Annotated in this window: 15 protein-coding genes; 10 read left to right on the forward strand and 5 right to left on the reverse strand. The window is 67.1% G+C overall.

Annotation, left to right across the window (positions count from 1 at the left end; translation table 11 throughout):
* Positions 1–27: 27 nt before the first annotated feature.
* The gene (hppD, locus tag ACVWWW_RS14550) at positions 28–1101 is read right to left on the reverse strand and encodes a 4-hydroxyphenylpyruvate dioxygenase (protein WP_027081771.1); all 1074 of its coding nucleotides are present in this window, start codon (positions 1099–1101) and stop codon (positions 28–30) included.
* A 96-nt stretch (positions 1102–1197) separates the two neighbouring features.
* On the opposite strand from hppD, the gene ACVWWW_RS14555 reads away from it, so the two are divergent.
* Positions 1198–1674 (forward strand): MarR family transcriptional regulator, encoded by a 477-nt coding sequence (locus ACVWWW_RS14555; protein WP_027081770.1) that lies wholly within the window; start codon positions 1198–1200, stop codon positions 1672–1674.
* 66 nt (positions 1675–1740) lie between these two features.
* Here the strand turns inward: ACVWWW_RS14555 and ACVWWW_RS14560 are convergent, their stop codons facing one another.
* Positions 1741–3252, reverse strand: a complete 1512-nt coding sequence (locus ACVWWW_RS14560; RefSeq protein WP_051234653.1) for an oligopeptide:H+ symporter — start codon at positions 3250–3252, stop codon at positions 1741–1743.
* 260 nt (positions 3253–3512) lie between these two features.
* Entirely contained in the window at positions 3513–4385 is an 873-nt protein-coding gene (locus ACVWWW_RS14565; protein ID WP_027081768.1) for a tryptophan 2,3-dioxygenase family protein, read from the reverse strand.
* A gap of 171 nt (positions 4386–4556) precedes the next feature.
* Between ACVWWW_RS14565 and ACVWWW_RS14570 the strand changes: the two genes are divergently transcribed.
* From ACVWWW_RS14570 to ACVWWW_RS14595, 6 genes are all read left to right on the forward strand, one after another.
* Positions 4557–8102, forward strand: a complete 3546-nt coding sequence (locus ACVWWW_RS14570) for a lamin tail domain-containing protein (RefSeq protein WP_051234651.1) — start codon at positions 4557–4559, stop codon at positions 8100–8102.
* Between the two features lie 136 nt (positions 8103–8238).
* Positions 8239–9312 (forward strand): pyruvate dehydrogenase (acetyl-transferring) E1 component subunit alpha, encoded by a 1074-nt coding sequence (pdhA, locus tag ACVWWW_RS14575; RefSeq protein WP_027081767.1) that lies wholly within the window; start codon positions 8239–8241, stop codon positions 9310–9312.
* Positions 9309–10313 carry an alpha-ketoacid dehydrogenase subunit beta gene (locus ACVWWW_RS14580; protein ID WP_027081766.1) on the forward strand — a complete coding sequence of 335 codons (1005 nt, stop codon included), beginning with the start codon at positions 9309–9311 and terminating at the stop codon, positions 10311–10313. Before pdhA ends, ACVWWW_RS14580 begins: the two co-directional genes overlap by 4 nt.
* Positions 10313–10687, forward strand: coding sequence for a cupin domain-containing protein (locus ACVWWW_RS14585; protein ID WP_027081765.1), 375 nt, complete (start codon positions 10313–10315; stop codon positions 10685–10687). Before ACVWWW_RS14580 ends, ACVWWW_RS14585 begins: the two co-directional genes overlap by 1 nt.
* Before the next feature lie 25 nt (positions 10688–10712).
* The gene (locus ACVWWW_RS14590; RefSeq protein WP_027081764.1) at positions 10713–12158 is read left to right on the forward strand and encodes a dihydrolipoamide acetyltransferase family protein; all 1446 of its coding nucleotides are present in this window, start codon (positions 10713–10715) and stop codon (positions 12156–12158) included.
* A 183-nt stretch (positions 12159–12341) separates the two neighbouring features.
* A complete protein-coding gene (locus ACVWWW_RS14595) occupies positions 12342–12728 on the forward strand; it encodes a VOC family protein (RefSeq protein ID WP_027081763.1) in 387 nt (128 codons plus the stop codon).
* Between the two features lie 9 nt (positions 12729–12737).
* Here ACVWWW_RS14595 and ACVWWW_RS14600 read toward each other — a convergent pair whose 3' ends face one another.
* The gene (locus ACVWWW_RS14600; protein ID WP_027081762.1) at positions 12738–13463 is read right to left on the reverse strand and encodes a hypothetical protein; all 726 of its coding nucleotides are present in this window, start codon (positions 13461–13463) and stop codon (positions 12738–12740) included.
* Between the two features lie 42 nt (positions 13464–13505).
* Positions 13506–14870, reverse strand: coding sequence for a glutamate--cysteine ligase (locus ACVWWW_RS14605; RefSeq protein WP_027081761.1), 1365 nt, complete (start codon positions 14868–14870; stop codon positions 13506–13508).
* A 132-nt stretch (positions 14871–15002) separates the two neighbouring features.
* On the opposite strand from ACVWWW_RS14605, the gene ACVWWW_RS14610 reads away from it, so the two are divergent.
* From ACVWWW_RS14610 to ACVWWW_RS14620, 3 genes are read left to right on the forward strand one after another with little or no spacing between them, the layout of a single operon-like run.
* Positions 15003–16676, forward strand: a complete 1674-nt coding sequence (locus ACVWWW_RS14610) for a peptide ABC transporter substrate-binding protein (RefSeq protein WP_036141202.1) — start codon at positions 15003–15005, stop codon at positions 16674–16676.
* Positions 16677–16681: 5 nt separating this feature from the next.
* Positions 16682–17377, forward strand: a complete 696-nt coding sequence (locus tag ACVWWW_RS14615) for a VIT1/CCC1 transporter family protein (RefSeq protein ID WP_027081759.1) — start codon at positions 16682–16684, stop codon at positions 17375–17377.
* Positions 17374–18294, forward strand: coding sequence for an ABC transporter permease subunit (locus ACVWWW_RS14620; protein WP_027081758.1), 921 nt, complete (start codon positions 17374–17376; stop codon positions 18292–18294). The genes ACVWWW_RS14615 and ACVWWW_RS14620 overlap by 4 nt, the downstream gene beginning before the upstream one ends.
* Positions 18295–18298 lie beyond the last annotated feature (4 nt).

Genomic DNA, 18298 nt, shown 5'->3' on the forward strand with positions numbered 1-18298 from the left:
GCGAACAGGGGCCGGTGGATCGGTGCGTCAGAGCACGCCGCGCTTCATCTGGTCGCGTTCGATCGATTCGAACAGCGCCTGGAAGTTGCCTTCGCCGAAGCCTTCGTTGCCCTTGCGCTGGATGATCTCGAAGAAGATCGGGCCGAACGCGTTCTGGGTGAAGATCTGCAGCAGCTTGCGTTCCTTCGTCTCGAGGTCGGCGTCGATCAGGATCGCATTGCGACGCAGGCGCTCGACATCCTCGCCATGGTTCGGAACGCGCTGGTCGATCACGTCGAAATAGGTATCCGGCGTGTCGAGGAAGGCGACGCCCGCTTCGCGCATCGCTTCGATCGATTCGTAGATGTCGTCGGTGAACAGCGCGATGTGCTGGATGCCCTCACCCTTGTAGGCGCGCAGGTATTCGTTGATCTGGCTGCGCTCGTCGTTCGACTCGTTGAGCGGAATACGCACGATGCCGTCCGGCGCGGTCATCGCCTTCGACAGCAGGCCGGTCTTCGCGCCCTTGATGTCGAAGTAGCGGATCTCGCGGAAGTTGAACAGACGCTCGTAGTAGTCCGACCACTTCTGCATGTTCCCGAGGAACAGGTTGTGCGTGAGGTGGTCGATGAAGGTCAGGCCGAAACCGCGCGGGTTCTGGTCGGCGCCGGGAATCGCTTCGTAGTCTTCGTAGACGTTCGCGCCGTCGTCGACGAGATAGAGCATGCAGTCACCGATGCCCTTGATCTTCAGCGCGCCGACCGCGCCGTCGCCGTCGATTTCCTCGCCGCCGTTCGCGGTGACGTGGCGCAGCACTTCGGTGGTCGGCTTCGTAAAGCGGATCGCGAAGCCGCAGGCGGACGGGCCGTGCTCGGCCGCGAACTTCGACGCGAACGAGTCGGGCTCTTCGTTGAGCAGGAAGTTGACGCCGCCCTGGCGGAACAGCGTGATCGCGCGGCTCTTGTGCTTGGCGACCGGGCTGAAGCCGAGGCGGCGCAGGTAGTCGCGCATGGCCTCGCCCTCGCCTTGGGGCGCGGCGAATTCGACGAATTCGAAGCCGTTGATCCCCATCGGGTTCTCGAACGTGGTGACCTGCATGCCGAGATTCGGTTGCGCGCTCATGGGGGAGTCCTCGAAGGTGGAAGTCGCGCCGGGCTTGCGGCGCAGGGTCGAAGCTTTATAGTTTCAGATGAAACTACTTGCAAGGCGCGACGCAGCATGAGCCTGAACCGTGACGCCGCCACCCTCGATCTCGAGCATTTCCTGCCCTACCGGCTGTCGGTGCTGAGCAACCGCGTCAGCGGCGCGATCGCGCAGATGTACTCCGAGCGCTTCGATCTCGGCGTCACCGAATGGCGGGTGATGGCCGTGCTCGGCCGCTATCCGGAGCTGTCGGCCGGCGAGGTCGCGCAGCGCACGGCGATGGACAAGGTGGCGGTGAGCCGCGCCGTCGCCGGGCTGGTCGAAGCCGGACGCGTGGAGCGCGAGACGCACGACGACGATCGCCGTCGGTCGGTGCTGCGGCTGAGTGATGCGGGGCGCGACATCCACGACCAGGTCGCGCCGCTTGCCATCGCGTTCGAGAAGCGCCTGCTCGACGGCATGGCCGCGGACGAACGCGACGTGCTGTTCCGCCTGCTCGATCGCCTGGACGAACTCGAACTGCGCGCGGAAGCCGATCTCGGTACGCGCTGACGTCGCATCGAGCGTGCAAAGAAAAAGGCGGCCCGGAGGCCGCCTTTTTCGTATCGAACGATCGAGTTACTTGATGCCGTGCATCAGGCGCTGCACCAGCGGCGCGATGAGGAACAGCAGCACGCCGGAGCCGGCGAGCAGCCAGAAGCCGGTCGTGTAGGCCGTCAGCGCGGACGCGGTGGTCATGCCGCCTTCGCCGCTGGCCTCGCCCGCGAAGATGCCGGCCAGGTTGTTGCCGATCGCGATCGACAGGAACCAGCAGCCCATCGCGAAGCCGGCCGAACGTGCCGGTGCGAGCTTGGTCGTCATCGACAGGCCGATCGGCGACAGGCAGAGCTCGCCGATCGACTGGATCACGTACACCGCGAACAGCGTCCAGAACGGGATCTTCAGGCTCTGCGGATCGACCAGCTTGGTCAGCGCGAACATCAGCAGCAGGAACGCGAGGCCGTTGAAGATCAGGCCCAGGCCGAACTTGCGCGGGATCGACGGATTTGCGCGGCCCATCGCCACCCACATCCACGCCATCAGCGGCGCCAGGGTGATGATCGCAACGGAGTTCACCGACTGGAACCACGCGACCGGGAATTCCCAGCTGCCGAACTGGCGGTTGACGATCTTGTCGGCGAGGAAGTTGAACGAGCTGCCGGCCTGTTCGAAGAACGCCCAGAACAGCACGTTGAACACGAAGATGATCAGCATCGCGATCACCTTGTCGCGCGCGACCTTGCCTTCGCGAATGCCTTCGACCAGCAGCATGATCGCCGGCACGATGATCAGCGCCATCAGGATGTACTGCAGCGCATGCGCGCTGATGGTCAACAGGAAGTAGAACGCCGGCACGCCGATGACCAGGCCGCCGACCGCGACCATCGCAGTGCGACTCATGCTCTCCTTGCCCGCAGGTGGAAGACCGATGCCCTTGAGCTGGCTACGCCCAATCCAGAACCACAGCAGCGACAGGATCATGCCCACGCCCGCGGCGATGAACACGACCTTGTAGGACGGCATGCCTGTCGTGCCGAAGACCTGCTTCGCCAGCGCATCAGTAATCAGCGGCGAGATCATCGCGCCGAGGTTGATGCCCATGTAGAAGATGGTGAAGCCCGAATCGCGACGCTGATCCTCAGCGCGATAGAGCTTGCCAACCATCGTCGAAATGATCGGCTTGAACAGGCCATTGCCCACGATGACGGTGGCGAGGCCGAGCTTGAAGATCTGCTCGTTCGGCACCGCGATCATGAACAGGCCGAGCGCCATGATTGCCGCGCCCAGCAGGATCGAGCGCTGGTAGCCGACCAGCTTGTCGGCGATCCAGCCGCCGAAGATCGCGCCGGCATACACGAGTGCGAGGTACGCGCCGTACAGCTCGCTCGCCGGCTTCTCGCCGGTGGCGTTGCCGCCGTGGAACTGCGCGACGATGTACAGCACCAGCGCCCAGCGGATGCCGTAGAACGCGAAGCGTTCGAAGAACTCCGACATGAAGAGCATCCACAACGGCTTCGGATGCCCCATGACCTGGTTGAACTCGGGCGGCGTGATGTTCGGGCCGCCCGGCGCATGCAGCGGCGGGCCCATCGGTTCTGCGGCGTCGGGTACTTGCGCACTCATTCGATGATTCCTGCTTCGTAAAAGAGACGCCCACGGAAATTCGCGGGCGCGAGCAACCGGCCGAGAATGTCCGAACGGCGCGCAACGCGTCAAACCGGACATGTTGCTGCAATGCAGCAGCGTTAATGGGCTGAACAGGGCTTCGCGGCCGGTGCGATCGGCGCGAAGTCTTCCGCCTGACGGGTGAGCACCGCGCATCCGTCCAGCGGCGAGGCGACGCGACGTGCTTAGGGCGATGGCGCGAGGTCGACGCCGATCCGCGTACGCACCTCGAACAGCTCCGGGAAGAACGAGAGTTCCAGCGCCTGCTTGAGGAAGCCCACGCCCGACGAACCGCCCGTGCCGCGCTTGAAACCGATGATGCGCATCACCGTGCGCATGTGGCGGAAGCGCCAGAGCTGGAACTGCGTCTCGAGGTCGACCAGGTCTTCGCACAACTGGTACGCGACCCAGTGCGTGGTCGAGTCCTCGTAGATCGCTTCGAGCACCGGAAGCAGCTCCGGATCGGACACGTGCGTGACCGTCCAGTCGCGCTCGAGCAGGCGCGGCGGCACCGGATGGCCATGTCGGGCGAGGTAGCGCAGCGCTTCGTCGTACAGGCTGGGCGCGCGGAGCAGTTCGTCGAGCATCGCGTGCGCGTCGGCGTCATGTGCGAACACCTCGAGCATCCGCGCGTTCTTGTTGCCGAGCAGGAATTCGATCGCGCGGTACTGCAAGGACTGGAAGCCGGACGACGGCCCGAGGATGTCGCGGAACTTCATGTAGTCGGCCGGCGTGAGCGTCTCCAGCACCGTCCACATCTCGGTGAGCTGGCGCAGGATCGCCTTGCAGCGCGCGAACACCTTCTGGCAGGCGCCGACGTCGTCCGCGCGCAGGAAACCGACCGCCGCGCGCAGCTCGTGGATCATCAGCTTCATCCACAGCTCGCTGACCTGGTGCTGGCAGATGAAGAGCAGCTCGTCGTGCTGCGGCGGATCCGACAGCGGCTCCTGCGCGGACAGCAGGCGATCCAGGCGCAGGTAGCCGCCGTAGGTCAGTCGACCGGCAAGGTCGGTGTGGACGCCGCTTTCCAGCGGACGCTCGTTGTTCTCGATGCTCATCGGTCGGGGCCCCGTGCGGGCCGGCAGCGTAGCGCAGGCGACCGCCGTCACGCTTTGGCAACGTATTCGCGCCACAATTCCGGCCGCTTCGCGGGCATGCCTGCGGGGCCGGGGCCGCGCCGGTGCGCGGGATGCGGGAGGCGTCGCCTCCCGGGCACATGGGGAAAGAACATGGATCGGTCATTTCGACGTCTGGCGGCGCTCGGCTTCGCCCTCGGCGTGCTCATCGTCGCGCCTGCCCAGGCGCAGGTCGTCATCAGCCAGGTCTACGGCGGCGGCGGCAATTCCGGCGCGCCGTTCAAGAGCGACTTCATCGAGCTGCACAACACCGGCACGTCCGCGGTGGACGTCTCGACCTGGTCGGTGCAGTACGCGTCCAGCACCGGCACCAGCTGGCAGAAGACGAACCTGTCCGGCTCGATCCCGGCGGGCGCGTACTACCTGGTCAAGGAAGCTGACGGCGCTGGCACGCAGGCCGCACTCCCCACGCCCGATGCGACCGGCACGCTCGCGATGTCGGGCACCGCCGGCAAGATCGCGCTGGTCGCCGGCAACACCACCTTGCCCGCCGGCTGCCCGGGCGCCGCGGTCGACGTGGTCGCGTACGGCAGCGGCAGCACCTGCGCCGAAGGCACCGGCCCCACTGCAACGCTGAGCAATACCACCGCCGCGATCCGCACGAATGACTGCGTGGACGGCAACAACAACGCGGGCGACTTCAGCGTCGCCGCGCCGAACCCGCGCAACCGTTCGAGCGCAGCGCACCTCTGCGGCGCCACGCAGACCCTCGCCAGCATCGACGACGTGTCGGTCAACGAAGGCAATGCGGGCACGGCGTCGCTGGTGTTCACCGTCAAGCTCACCCAGCCCGCAGGCGCGAGCGGCGTGACGTTTCGCTGGTCGACCGTCGACGGCACCGCGACCGCGGGCAGCGATTTCGTCGGCGTGACCGACGCGACCGCGACCATCCCCGCGGGCAGCGACCGCACCCAGATCACCGTCACCGTCAATGGCGACGACGCGATCGAGAACGACGAGACGTTGCATGTCGTCGTGTCGAACCTCGTCGGCGCGGAAGCCGGCGACGTCGACGGCCTCGGCACGATCGTCAACGACGATTTCCAGATCATCCCGATCTCGCAGATCCAGGGCTCGGGCGCGCGTTCGCCGCTGGCGGGCCAGGTGGTCGCGACGCGCGGCATCGTCACCGGGCGCACGTCGAAGGGCTTCTTCCTGCAGAGTCGCGACGTCGATGCCGACGCCGATGCGTCGACGTCGGAAGGCATCTTCGTGTTCACCAGCAGCGCGCCGCCGGCGTCCGCGCAGGTGGGCCGCTGGGTGGTCACGCGCGGCACGATCTCCGAGTTCGTTCCGTCCACCGATCCCGGCCAGCAGCCGCTGACCGAAATGGGCGGCGCGATCGTCGTCGCTCCGGTCGACGACGCGACGTATCCGCTACCCGCGCCGGTCGAACTGACCGCGACGTTCCCCGACCCGCACGGCGGTCTCGAGCAGCTCGAGCGCGTCGAGTCGATGCGCGTGATCGTGCATGACTTCGTCGCCACCGCACCCACCGACGGCTTCGTCAACGAAGCGCAGGCCACGAGCGCGAGCAACGGCCTGTTCTACGGCACCGTCGCCGGCGTGCCACGTCCGTTCCGCGAGCCCGGCATCCAGGCGCCGGACGCGCCGCCCGCCGGCACGATTCCGCCGATCCCGCAGTGGGACTTCAACCCGGAAGTGATGTCGGTCGACAGCGATGCGCTCGGTGGCGCGATGCTCGACGTTGCCGCCGGCGCGCACATCGCCGACCTCACCGGCCCGCTGAACTACAGCTTCCGTCGCTGGCAGATCCTGCCGGATTCGACCGGCACGCTGACGCCGGGTCCGGCGCCGCGCGCCGCGAAGGAAGCACCGGCCGATGCGTTCTCGGTCGCCGGTTACAACATGGAGCGCTTCTTCGACGACGTCGACGACCCGGGCAAGAGCGACGTGCGCCTCAGCGCCGCCGCGCTGGAGCGTCGCCTGTCGAAGGCCTCGATCGGCATCCGCGAATCGCTGCGCGCGCCGGACATCCTCGGCGTGGTCGAGATGGAAAACCTGTCGGTGCTGCAGCGCATCGCCGATCGCGTGAACAACGATGCGGTCGCCGCGGGCCAGCCGAATCCGAACTACGTGCCGTATCTGGTCGAAGGCAATGACGTCGGCGGCATCGACGTCGGCTTCCTGATCAAGACGGTGGAAGTCGCCGGCGGTACGCCGCGCGTGGAAGTCGTCGACGTCCAGCAGATCGGCAAGGACACGACGTTCACTGCGCCGAACGGTTCGACCAGCCTACTCAACGATCGTCCGCCGCTCGCGCTGAAGGCCGTGGTGCATTACGCCGACGGCCGCGCGTTCCCGATCAACGTCGTGATCGCGCACCAGCGTTCGCTCAGCGGTGCGGAAACGGCCGACGACGAAGGCGACCGCATCCGCAGCAAGCGCCAGCGCCAGGCCGAATTCCTCGCGGCCTATCTCAACGCGCGGCAGCACGAAGCACCGGACACGCGCGTGGTGGTGCTCGGCGACTTCAACGCGTTCGAGTTCAACGACGGCTTCACCGATTCGATGGGCACCACCATCGGCAAGCCGGCACCGGACGCGGAAACCGCGGTCTATGGCGATGGCAACGATCTGGTCGATCCGGACTTCGTCAACCTGACCACGGTCGAGCCGCAGGACGAGCGCTATTCGTTCTCGTTTGACGGCAACGCGCAGAGCCTGGACCACGTGCTGGTCAACGAAGACCTCGTCGTCGCCACGCGCGACCTGCAGGTCGACCACGCGCGCATCAATGCGGACTTCCCGGAAACCAACCGCAACGATGCGAACTCGCCGTCGCGCCTGTCCGACCACGACCCGGTCGTCGCCTACTTCGTACCGCGTCGTCGCGCGGATCTCGTAGTGAGCGCACACGCCGCCGCCGTGGTGCCCGGCCAGCCGCTGCGCTTCGACGTGCGCCTGCACGACAACGGCCCGGAGCAGGCCGACTTCCCGGAAATCGGCTTCGAGCTCGATGCCGAGCTGCCGGACCTCGCGGTCGCCGCCCCGGCGGGCTGGACCTGCGCGCCGAACGTGATCGCGTCGGGCCATACGTCTGTCGACTGCCGCGCCGATGCGCTCGCCGCCAACGCCGATGCGGACTTCGCGATCACCGCGCAGCCCACGCCGGCGCTTCGTGGCCGACCGCTGCTGCTGGTCGCCTCGGCCGACGCGCGTTCGCTGGATCCGGACACGTCGAACAACGCCGCGTCCGCGCAGCTGTCGATCACGCAGAAGGCGGACCTCGCCGCGACGGTGTCCGGCCTGCCGGTCGCGGTCGGCGGCCGCCCGACGCTGTATGCGGTGAGCGTGGTCAACCTCGGCCCGGACATCGCGATCGCGCCGACACTGACGGTCACCGGCAACGTGCCGGCCGCGTCGGCGACGATGACTCCGGCCGCCGGCTGGACCTGCAACGTGGTGGACGCCGACGCCGGCTTCCGCGCCACCTGCTCGGCCGGCACGCAGGTCGCGCGCTCGATGCGCGGCTTCGCCCTGCGGCTGGTGGCGCCGACCCGTGCCGACCAGACGCAGATCGTGCTGCGCGCGCAGGTCACCGCGGCCAGCCTGGATCCGGTCGCCGGCAACGATGCGTCGACCGCGACGGTGAAGGTGGTCGGCTCGCCGCGCTGATCCGCCACCGCGGTGGTTTTGCCGAAAGGCGCGGCCCAGGTCGCGCCTTTCGCGCATCTGCGTGACGCAGCGCGCCATGCCGCTTAACGACCCCGCCGGTAGAATCAGGCGCTTTCCGACGCACCGGACCCCACGGATGACGCTCGCCGCGAGTTTCGAAATCGAATACCTGCAGTACATCGGCCCCGACGGCTCGACCGTCGCCGAACTTCCCGAGGCGTTCCGCGACGCCTCGCAGCTGGTCCCGCTGTTCAAGCAGATGCTGTTCGTGCGCACGTTCGACACCAAGGCGATCGCGCTGCAACGCACCGGCAAGCTCGGCACGTACGCAGCCTGCCTCGGCCACGAGGCCACGCACGTCGGCATCGGCGCAGCTATGCGCCCCGAGGACGTGTTCGCGCCGAGCTATCGCGAATACGGCGCGCAGTTCATGCGCGGAGTGAAGCCGCGCGACGTCCTCATGTACTGGGGCGGCGACGAACGCGGCAACGACTTCGAAGGCCCGAAGAACGACTACCCGTGGTGCGTGCCAATTTCGACGCAGTGCCTGATGGCGTCCGGCGCGGCGCTTGCGTTCAAGCTGCGCAACGAACCGCGCGTCGCGGTGGCCTGCTGCGGCGACGGCGGCTCGTCCAAGACCGACTTCTATGCCGGCCTCAATGCATCGGGCGCGTTCACCTCGCCGCTGGTGCTCTGCGTCATCAACAACGGCTGGGCGATCAGCGTGCCGCGCGGCGCGCAGACCGGTGCCAAGACGCTTGCGCAGAAGGGTCTGGCCGGCGGGCTGTACTGCCTGCAGGTCGACGGCAACGATCTCATCGCCGTGCTCGAAGCCATGCGCCGCGCCACCGAGCGCGCACGCAGCGGCCAGGGCGGCAGCGTCATCGAGTTCATGACCTACCGCCTGCACGACCACACCACCGCCGACGACGCGCGTCGCTACCGCGGCGAGCAGGAAGTGAAGGACGCCTGGACGCGCGAGCCCTTCATCCGCCTGCGCAATTACCTCGTCGCGCAGAAGCTGTGGGACGAGGCGCAGGAAAAGGAATGGATCGAGGAATGCGGCAAGCTCATCGACGTCGAGATCAATGCTTACCTCGAATGCCCGGTGCAACCGGTTGAAGCGATGTTCGACTACCTCTACGCCGACATGCCCGAGGACCTTCGCGCGCAACGCGAATACGCGCTGAGCCTGGAGGGCCGTCGATGAACGCACAGATCAAACCCACCGAAAACGCCATTACCCTGATCGAAGCGATCACGCAGGCGCTCGCCTACGAGATGCGCAACGACCCCTCGGTGCTGGTGCTCGGCGAAGACGTCGGCGTCAACGGCGGCGTGTTCCGCGCCACGGCCGGCCTGCATGCGCAGTTCGGTTCGCAGCGCGTGATTGATACGCCGCTCGACGAAACGACGATCGCTGGCCTCACCGTCGGCCTCGCATCGCAGGGCATGAAGCCCGTTGCCGAAGCGCAGTTCGACGGGTTCATGTATCCGATGGTCGACTTCATCGTCTGCCACGCCGCTCGCATGCGCTATCGCACGCGCGGCCGCCTGACCTGCCCGATGGTGCTTCGCGTGCCGTGGGGCGGTGGCATCCGCGCACCGGAGCATCACTCCGAAGCGAACGAAGCGATCTTCACCAACGTGCCGGGCCTGCGCGTGGTGATGCCGTCGTCGCCGCAGCGCGCGTACGGCATGTTGCTGTCGGCGATCCGCGATCCGGACCCGGTCATCTTCTTCGAACCCAAGCGCATCTATCGCCAGTACAAGGAAGTGGTCGCCGACGATGGCGAAGCGCTGCCGCTCGACGTCTGCTACGTGCTCCGCGACGGCACCGACCTGACGCTGGTGACGTGGGGCGCGCAGGTCAAGGAAACGCTCGAAGCCGCGGAGAAACTCGCCGGCGAAGGCATCAACTGCGAAGTGATCGACGTCGCTACGTTGCGCCCGCTGGACTTCGCGACCATCGCCGAGTCGGTTGCCAAGACCGGCCGCTGCGTGATCGTGCACGAGGCACCGAAGACGGCGGGTTTCGGCGCGGAAATCGCAGCGCGCCTCGCGGAAGAGTCGATGTTCGACCTGCTTGCGCCGGTCGAGCGCGTCACCGGCTACGACACGCACATCCCGCTGTTCCGGCTGGAGATGAAGTACCTGCCGAGCGTGGATCGCATCGTCACCGCCGCCAAGCGCGCGATGGCCGCCGGCTGATGCCGACGCCCAAGGGCGAAGCGATCGATCTGCAGGCCAAGCTCGCCGCATTCGGCGAGCACTGGTCGCCACGCGTCGTTGCGGAAATGAACGACGTGCAGTTCAAGGTCGTGAAGCTCGAGGGCGAGTTCGTCTGGCATGCGCACGACGCGACGGACGAAACGTTCATCGTGATCGACGGCGAGATGCAGGTCGGCTATCGCGACCATGAGGTGACGCTGCGCGCGGGCGAGATGATCGTCATCCCGCGCGGCGTCGAACACATCACCCGCGCCGCGCGCGAATGCCATGCGCTCATCATCGAGCCGCGTGGCGTCGTGAACACCGGCGACGCGGACAGCGACCTGACGGCGCAGAACGACGTCTGGGTCTGAACCTACTTACGGAACGAGCAACGCCATGAGCAATCAGAAGATCTTCCTGCTCCCCGACCTCGGCGAAGGCCTGCCGGACGCGACCATCGTCGAGTGGTACGTCAAGGAAGGCGACGTGATCCGCCTCGACGACAACCTCGTGTCGATGGAAACCGCGAAAGCCGTCGTCGACGTGCCCTCGCCCGTCTCCGGCAAGGTCGTGAAGCTCTCGGGCGGCGCGGGCGATGTCGTCGTCACCGGCACGATGCTGGCGGTGTTCGAAATCGATCCGTCGATGCCGCAGCGCGCCGAAGGCCAAGACACCGGCCATCACCACGGCGGCGGTCACGCAGCGACGCAGACGCACGGCGGCGCCGGTACCGAAACGGCCGAGCCGGGCCCGGGCCACAAGGTCATCGCGTCCGACGAAGGCGGCGTGCTGCGCGACGACGCCAAGCCGGCGGCGAAGGGCGAGGCCGGCAGCGAGCGCGCGGACGCGGGCACCGTGGTCGGTGCGATGCAGAGTTCGGATGCGGTGCGCAGTGAATCGGCGGTCGCGGTCGGTGGCGTCAAGGCGATGCCAGCGGTGCGTGCGCTCGCGCGCAAGATGGGCGTCGATCTCTCCCGCGTTCGTGCGAGCGGCGCCGAAGGCGTCGTCACCATGGACGACGTGAAGCGCGCGGCGGCCGATGGTTCGGCGCGTGCGGGACAAGGTGGTGCTGCACCGCGTGCAGCCGATCGCGCGGCCGCGACGTCGCCGCAGCAGATGCAGGCGCCGCAGCAGCAGGCGCAGCGCAGCACGATGTCGCAGTCGGGCAAGCCGATGCGCACGCAGCCGCCGGGCGTCGCGGCGACGGGCCAGCCGGAACAGCTCAAGGGCGTGCGCCGCAACATGGCGCGCGTCATGGCCGATGCGCACAGCAAGGTCGTGCCGACCACGCTGGTCGACGACGCCGACCTGCACGCGTGGATCGGCAAGCAGGACATCACCGCACGCCTGGTGCGTTCGATCGTCGCCGCGTGCAAGGCCGTGCCGGCGCTCAATGCCTGGTTCGACGGTGAGAGCCTGACGCGCACGCTGCATCCGCACGTCGACATCGGCATCGCGGTCGACACCGACGACGGCCTGTTCGTGCCCGCGCTGCGCAATGCCGACATGCTCGACGGTGGCGGCATCCGTACCGCGATCCAGCGCCTTCGCGCGCAGGTCGGCGATCGTTCGATTCCGCCGAGCGAGTTGTCGGGCTACACGATTTCGCTGTCGAACTTCGGCATGTTCGCCGGCCGCTACGCGACGCCGGTCGTGGTGCCGCCGTGCGTCGCGATCGTTGGCGCGGGCAAGCTCTGCCACGACGTGGTCGCGGTGATGGGCGGCATCGAAGTCCACCGCCGCATGCCGATCTCGCTGACCTTCGACCACCGCGCCTGCACCGGCGGCGAAGCGGCGCGTTTCCTCAAGGCGCTGCTGGACGATCTGTCCGTGCCGCAGTAATCGCATCGATAACGCGATCGACGGGCGCCTTCGGGTGCCCGTTTTCATTGAAGAAGTCGCAGCGGAACGTCCGCGCATCGAACGCTTGCCACGCGTCGTATCGCAGCACGTTGGGACGACGAGCGACACGCAGGATCCGCATCGACGCGCTTACGCTCCGCATTCCCCCAACGGAGCGCCGCCATGGCCCATCGCAGCCGCCTCGCCGGTTTCATCATCGACTGCAACACGCCCGATCTCGATGCCGCCGCGAAGTTCTGGAGCGCGGCGCTTGGTTGCGCGATCGATCCCGAAGAAGCCAGCGACGCCACGTCCGAATACGTCAACTTCAACGACACGCCCGGCGGCCTGCACATCGAAGTGCAGAAGGTCGATCATCCGTCGCGCGTGCACCTCGACATCGAGTCGGACGACATCGACGCTGAAGCCGCACGTCTCGAATCGCTGGGCGCGAAGAAGATCGCGTTCGTCAAACGCTGGTGGGTGATGGAGTCGCCGACGGGGCAGCGATTCTGCGTGGTGCGGATGCGCGAAGTCGAAGGTCGCAGCGCACCTAACGAGTGGGCGTGAGCTCGACGGTCAGTCGCGCAACATCGCGCATGTCACACCGGCGCATGCACCGGACGACATGTCGAGGATGATCGAATGCCCCGGGTCGCCCTTCGGAAACGGAACACCTTGCGGCAGCAGGAAAACTGCCGAATGCGCGCCGGTCAGGCCGGATGGCATGACGAAGTCGCCGGTCACTACGTAAGTACCCGAGCGACCCATGAAATGCATTCGATCGACTGACACCGGCCGGCTGCTGCGCGCGATCCACTGCTGGATGTCGGCATCGGACGCAAGGCGAAGACGGCCTGCTCGCATCGCGTCGACCAGGCCTTGCTGGCCGGCGGCGGGTGGCGTTTCCGATGCAATGGCAATCAGATCGTGCGCGACCGGTGCTACCACGGGACTCGGCTTGCGCTTAGTCGCGATGTCGTCGACCGCGGGCACAACCACGGGCTGCATCACAGAAGGCGCATCCGCCGTCATCCTGGGCGCGGCGGATAAAGGCGCGACAGGAGCGACAGCGTCTACCTGCACGGGCACGCTCGGCAGTTCGCGCGTTGCCTTGTTCGTCGGCGCGTGGGCTAGCGGGAGCGACGCGGCGTCGAGCTGACTTCCTGCGCGGATCAGCCAGTAACCGCCGCCGCCGAGCACGACGACAATCACAAGTATCGCCAGCACCACACCTGTGGTCGTAGGGCCGCGCGCGTCGACAACGACGCCTTCGTGCGGCTCGGCCGAGTTGATTGGATCCATCGCATTCCCCCTGACGAAGCGCGCATCGTCACGCGAGCGACGTCAGTACGCAAACTCCCGGAACGCCGGATCCACGCTCGTATTCCACTCGCTGTGGAATAGCTCGAGCTTGCGCTCCGCCGCGGTGACGCCGGATTCGACGATCTCCACCAGCGGCGCGAGGAACATCGATTCGTCGGCACCTTCTGCGTTCGTTCGCGCGCGACGACGCAGACCCGCGGCGGAGATCTTCACGGCTTCGCGTGCGAGATCGAGCACCGTGCCACCACGGAACGGCAGCTTCAACGCGTCGCGTGTCACGCCGTCACGCAGTGCATGACGCTCTTCGAGTGAGAAATCCTTGACGAGATCCCACGCGGCATCGAGCGCGGCATCGTCGTACAGCAGGCCGACCCAGAACGCCGGCAGCGCACAGATGCGGCTCCACGGGCCGGAGTCCGCACCGCGCATCTCGAGGTACTTCTTGAGCCGCACTTCCGGGAACGCGGTGGTCGAGTGGTCGGCCCAGTCCTTCATCGTCGGGCGATAACCCGGGCGAACGGGCAACTTGCCGTCCATGTAATCGCGGAACGACTGCCCGCTCGCGTCGATGTAGGTGCCGTCGCGGTAGACGAAGTACATCGGCACGTCGAGCAGGTAGTCGACGTAGCGTTCGTAGCCGAAACCGTCCTCGAACACGAAATCGAGCAGGCCAGTGCGCTCGGCGTCAGTATCGGTCCAGATGTGCGAGCGATACGACAGGAAACCGTTCGGCTTGCCTTCGGTGAACGGCGAGTCCGCGAATAGCGCGGTCGCGATCGGTTGCAACGCGAGTGACACGCGGAACTTCTTCACCATGTCGGCTTCGCTGCCGACGTCGAGGTTGACCTGCACGGTGCAGGTGCGCGTCATCATGTCGAGGCCGAGCGATCCGACCTTCGGCATGTAGTCGCGCATGATCTTGTAGCGGCCCTTCGGCATCCACGGCATTTCGTCGCGACGCCACTTCGGCTGGAAGCCCATGCCGAGGAACCCGAGGCCCATCGGCTCGGCGACTTCGCGCACTTCACGAAGATGCGTGCCGGTTTCGCGACAGGTGTCGTGCAGCGTTTCGAGTTCCGCCCCCGACAGTTCGAGCTGACCTGCGGGTTCCAGCGACACCGACGCACCATCGCGCATCAATGCGATCACGCGGCCGCTCTCTTCGACCGGCGCCCAGCCGAAGCGCGTCAAACCCTTCAGCAGCGCTTCGATGCCGCGATCGCCGTCGAACGTGGGCGCGCGCAGGTCGTCGGTTCGGAAGCCGAATTTCTCGTGCTCGGTGCCGATGCGCCAGGCCTCGCGCGGGCGCACGCCGGACGCGAGGAAATCCACGAGCTGCGCGCGGGATTCGATCTCGAGATCGGCAACCTGGCTGGGACCGGACACATGCACCTCGACGCGTCCCGCGGCGCGGGAGGGCGGCCAGTCTAGCCGCGGGCGGTGACGGACGACGTCGCGCCGGCAGGGCGTCTGCGTTGCGCGCATGGAGCGGCGGCCGCCCCGCCTAGAATGGCCGTGATGCCCTGCCCGTCTCTCCTTCGCCCATGCCGACCGTGGGCTGCGCTGCTCGCCCTGCTGGTCGCGGGCGGTGTGCATGCCGCGACGCTGGAACGCGGCAACGGCCCCGAGCCGTCGACGCTGGACGCGCACAAATGCCAGGAGGTCGCCTGCGGCAATGTGCTGCGCGACCTCTACGAAGGGCTGGTCACCGAAGACGCCGCCGGCCGGCTGGTGCCAGGCATGGCGCAGCGCTGGTCGGTATCACCCGACGGCCGCACCTGGACCTTCGTGCTGCGCGACGGCCTGCGCTGGAGCAACGGCGAGGCGCTGGACGCGAAGCAGATCGTGGCGAGCTTCCGACGTGCGTTCGCCCCGATGACCGCGGCGCCGTTCGGCGAGCTGTTCGACGCGCTACATAACGCGAAGGCGGTGCAGGCGGGCGATGTTGCGCCGACAGCGCTGGGTGTCGACGCGCCGGACGCTCGCACCGTCGTCTTCCATCTCGACCGCAGCGCACCGCTGCCGGCACTGCTGACGCTTCCGATCGCGTTTCCGGTGTATCTGCCGGCGGTTGAACGTCTCGGTGCGCAGCACACGCGGCCCGGCGCGCTGGTCAGCAATGGCGCCTACGTGCTCACGTCGTGGACGCCGCAGGCCAACCTCGTTGTCGAACGCAATGCGCGCTTCCATGACGCCGCGAACGTCGCCATCGATCGCGTGCGGTTCCAGGTGACGGAAGACGCCGCCGCCGAGCTGCAACGCTTTGCGGCGGGCGACCTGCACATCACCGAAGTCGTGCCGCCGCAGCCGACGGCGTCGCTGCAGAAAAGGTTCGGATCGCAGCTGCGCCTTTCGCCTTATCTCGGTGCGTTCTGGCTGGGCATCAATACGACGGTCGCGCCGTTCAAGGATGGCGACTGCGTGCGCGTCAACACGCCGCGCGGTATCGACGCGTCGCGCGGACTGTCGCCCTTGCGCGACGGCTGTCTCGATCGTGGCCATGCGTTGCGACGGGCACTGTCGCTGGCCGTCGATCGCGACCTGCTGGTGCGTCACGTCACGGGTTTTGGCGAGCGCGCGGCATATGGCGTGGTGCCGCCTGGCATCGCCGGCTACACGCCCGCTACAACCACATGGTCCACATTGACGCAGGCCGAACGCGAGCGGCAGGCGCGCCTGCTGTATCGCGCCGCCGGCTACAGCGATGCGCATCCGCTGGAAATCGAACTGCGCTACAACACGTCGACGCCGCATCGCCGGCTCGCGCTTGCCGTCGCCGCGATGTGGCGACAGGTGCTCGGCGCGCATGTGCGTTTGCGCAACGAGGAATGGAAGGTCTTCGTGGGCAATCGCAAGCAGCACGTGATCACGCAGGTCTTTCGCGGCGGCTGGATCGCCGACGTGCCCGACGCGCGCAACTTCCTCGCCGCGTTCGGCAGCAATGGCCCGCTCAACTGGACGGGCTACATGGATGCCGGCGTCGTTGATCGCCTCGCGCATGCAGACACCGCCCGCAGCGAAGTCGCACGCAATGCATGGCTGCACGCTGCCGAGACGCGCTTGCTACAGGCCGACGCCGTGATTCCGCTGTACTTCTATACGTCGAAGCACCTCGTCGATTCGCACGTGCGCGGCTTCGAAGCGAACGCGCTCGACCACCACGCGTCGCGCTGGATGCGACTTCAGGAGTGATGCCGATGCGACCGCGACATCCGGAATCCCATCGCAGTCACCGCGCCGGCTGGCTGCGTGCCGCCGTACTCGGCGCAAACGACGGCATCGTGTCGATCTCGGGCCTCGTCGTGGGCGTCGCCGCGAGCGGTGCATCACCGCACACGGTTCTCGCGAGCGGCATCGCGGGCGTCGTTGCCGGTGCGATGTCGATGGCGGCCGGCGAGTACGTGTCCGTGCAGTCGCAGGCCGACACCGAAGCGGCGGATCTCGCCAAGGAACGACGCGAACTCGACGAGCAACCGGAAAGCGAACTGCGCGAACTCGCGATGATCTGGGAACGTCGCGGGCTGGAGGCGGATCTCGCGCGCGAAGTCGCCGAACAACTCACGGCGCACGATGCGCTCGCGAGCCATGCGCGCGACGAGCTCGGTATCACCGACACGCTGCGTGCGCGTCCGTTGCAGGCGGCGCTGGCCTCCGGCGCGGCCTTCATCAGCGGCGCGATATTGCCTATCCTCGCGACCGTGTTCGCGCCGGCGTCGCAGGTCGAAGTGGTGACGATCGTGGTGACGCTGCTCGCGCTCACGCTTTCAGGCGCGCTCGCGGCATCGGCCGGCGGTGCATCGACGTTGCGTGGCGCGTTGCGTGTGGTCGGCTGGGGCGCGGTCGCGATGATCGCGGCGTCGCTCATCGGTCGAATCGCCGGGCACTTCGCATGATACGACGCCTGCTGGGCGCGCTCACCGAAGCACTGCTCACGCTGTGGCTGCTGGCGACGCTGTGCTTCGTGCTGCTGCATGCGGCGCCAGGCGGGCCGTTCGACACCGAGAAATCCGCACCGCCCGAAGTGCAGGCCGCGCTCGCCGCGCAATACCGGCTCGATCGTCCCGCCATTGCGCAGTACGGCGCATGGCTGGGCGATGTCGTGCGTGGCGATCTCGGTCCCTCGTTCCAGTACCCCGACTACCGCGTCTCGCAACTCGTCGCGCAGGCGTTGCCGGTATCGGCGCTCAACGGCGGGCTCGCATTGTTGCTCGCATTGGCGTTCGGCATTCCGCTGGGAACGCTGGCGGCGACGCGCGCGGGCGGCGTCGTCGATCGCTCGGTGATGGCAGTCGCGGGCTTGGGACTTGCCGTACCGAAGTTCGTCGTCGCACCGATGCTGGTGCTGCTGTTCGCGGTGACGCTGCACTGGCTGCCGGCGGGTGGCTGGGGCGATACGCGCAACATCGTGTTACCGGTCATCGCGCTCGCCTTGCCGAACATCGCGTACTGCGCGCGACTCATGCGTGCATCGCTTCTGGAAACGCTATCGGCCGACTACCTGCGCGCGGCAGGTTCGCGCGGGCTTTCACGGTCGCGCGTGCTGCTGATGCATGCGATGCCACCGGCGCTGCTGCCGGTCGTCGCGTGGTTGTCGCCGGCACTGATCAACATCGTCACCGGCTCGGCGGTGGTCGAACAGGTGTTCGGCATTCCCGGCATGGGCCGCTACTTCGTGCAGGGCGCGCTCAACCGCGACTACACGCTGGTGCTCGGCGTGGTGCTGGTGGTCGGTGCGTCAATCGTGCTGATCAATGCGCTAGTCGATGCGCTACGCGCGTGGATCGATCCACGGCTCGCTGCGGAACACTGACGCG

It is taken from the genome of Lysobacter sp. HA18 (assembly GCF_054057595.1).

Coding starts and splice junctions, on each gene's coding strand:
- ACVWWW_RS14600 (WP_027081762.1), bottom strand. CDS start 13,463: ATGGATCCAATCAACTCGGCCGAGCCGCACGAAGGCGTCGTTGTCGAC.
- ACVWWW_RS14555 (WP_027081770.1), top strand. CDS start 1,198: ATGAGCCTGAACCGTGACGCCGCCACCCTCGATCTCGAGCATTTCCTG.
- ACVWWW_RS14585 (WP_027081765.1), top strand. CDS start 10,313: ATGCCGACGCCCAAGGGCGAAGCGATCGATCTGCAGGCCAAGCTCGCC.
- ACVWWW_RS14590 (WP_027081764.1), top strand. CDS start 10,713: ATGAGCAATCAGAAGATCTTCCTGCTCCCCGACCTCGGCGAAGGCCTG.
- ACVWWW_RS14565 (WP_027081768.1), bottom strand. CDS start 4,385: ATGAGCATCGAGAACAACGAGCGTCCGCTGGAAAGCGGCGTCCACACC.
- ACVWWW_RS14580 (WP_027081766.1), top strand. CDS start 9,309: ATGAACGCACAGATCAAACCCACCGAAAACGCCATTACCCTGATCGAA.
- pdhA (WP_027081767.1), top strand. CDS start 8,239: ATGACGCTCGCCGCGAGTTTCGAAATCGAATACCTGCAGTACATCGGC.
- ACVWWW_RS14610 (WP_036141202.1), top strand. CDS start 15,003: ATGCCCTGCCCGTCTCTCCTTCGCCCATGCCGACCGTGGGCTGCGCTG.
- ACVWWW_RS14595 (WP_027081763.1), top strand. CDS start 12,342: ATGGCCCATCGCAGCCGCCTCGCCGGTTTCATCATCGACTGCAACACG.
- ACVWWW_RS14620 (WP_027081758.1), top strand. CDS start 17,374: ATGATACGACGCCTGCTGGGCGCGCTCACCGAAGCACTGCTCACGCTG.
- ACVWWW_RS14560 (WP_051234653.1), bottom strand. CDS start 3,252: ATGGGCCCGCCGCTGCATGCGCCGGGCGGCCCGAACATCACGCCGCCC.
- ACVWWW_RS14570 (WP_051234651.1), top strand. CDS start 4,557: ATGGATCGGTCATTTCGACGTCTGGCGGCGCTCGGCTTCGCCCTCGGC.
- ACVWWW_RS14615 (WP_027081759.1), top strand. CDS start 16,682: ATGCGACCGCGACATCCGGAATCCCATCGCAGTCACCGCGCCGGCTGG.
- hppD (WP_027081771.1), bottom strand. CDS start 1,101: ATGAGCGCGCAACCGAATCTCGGCATGCAGGTCACCACGTTCGAGAAC.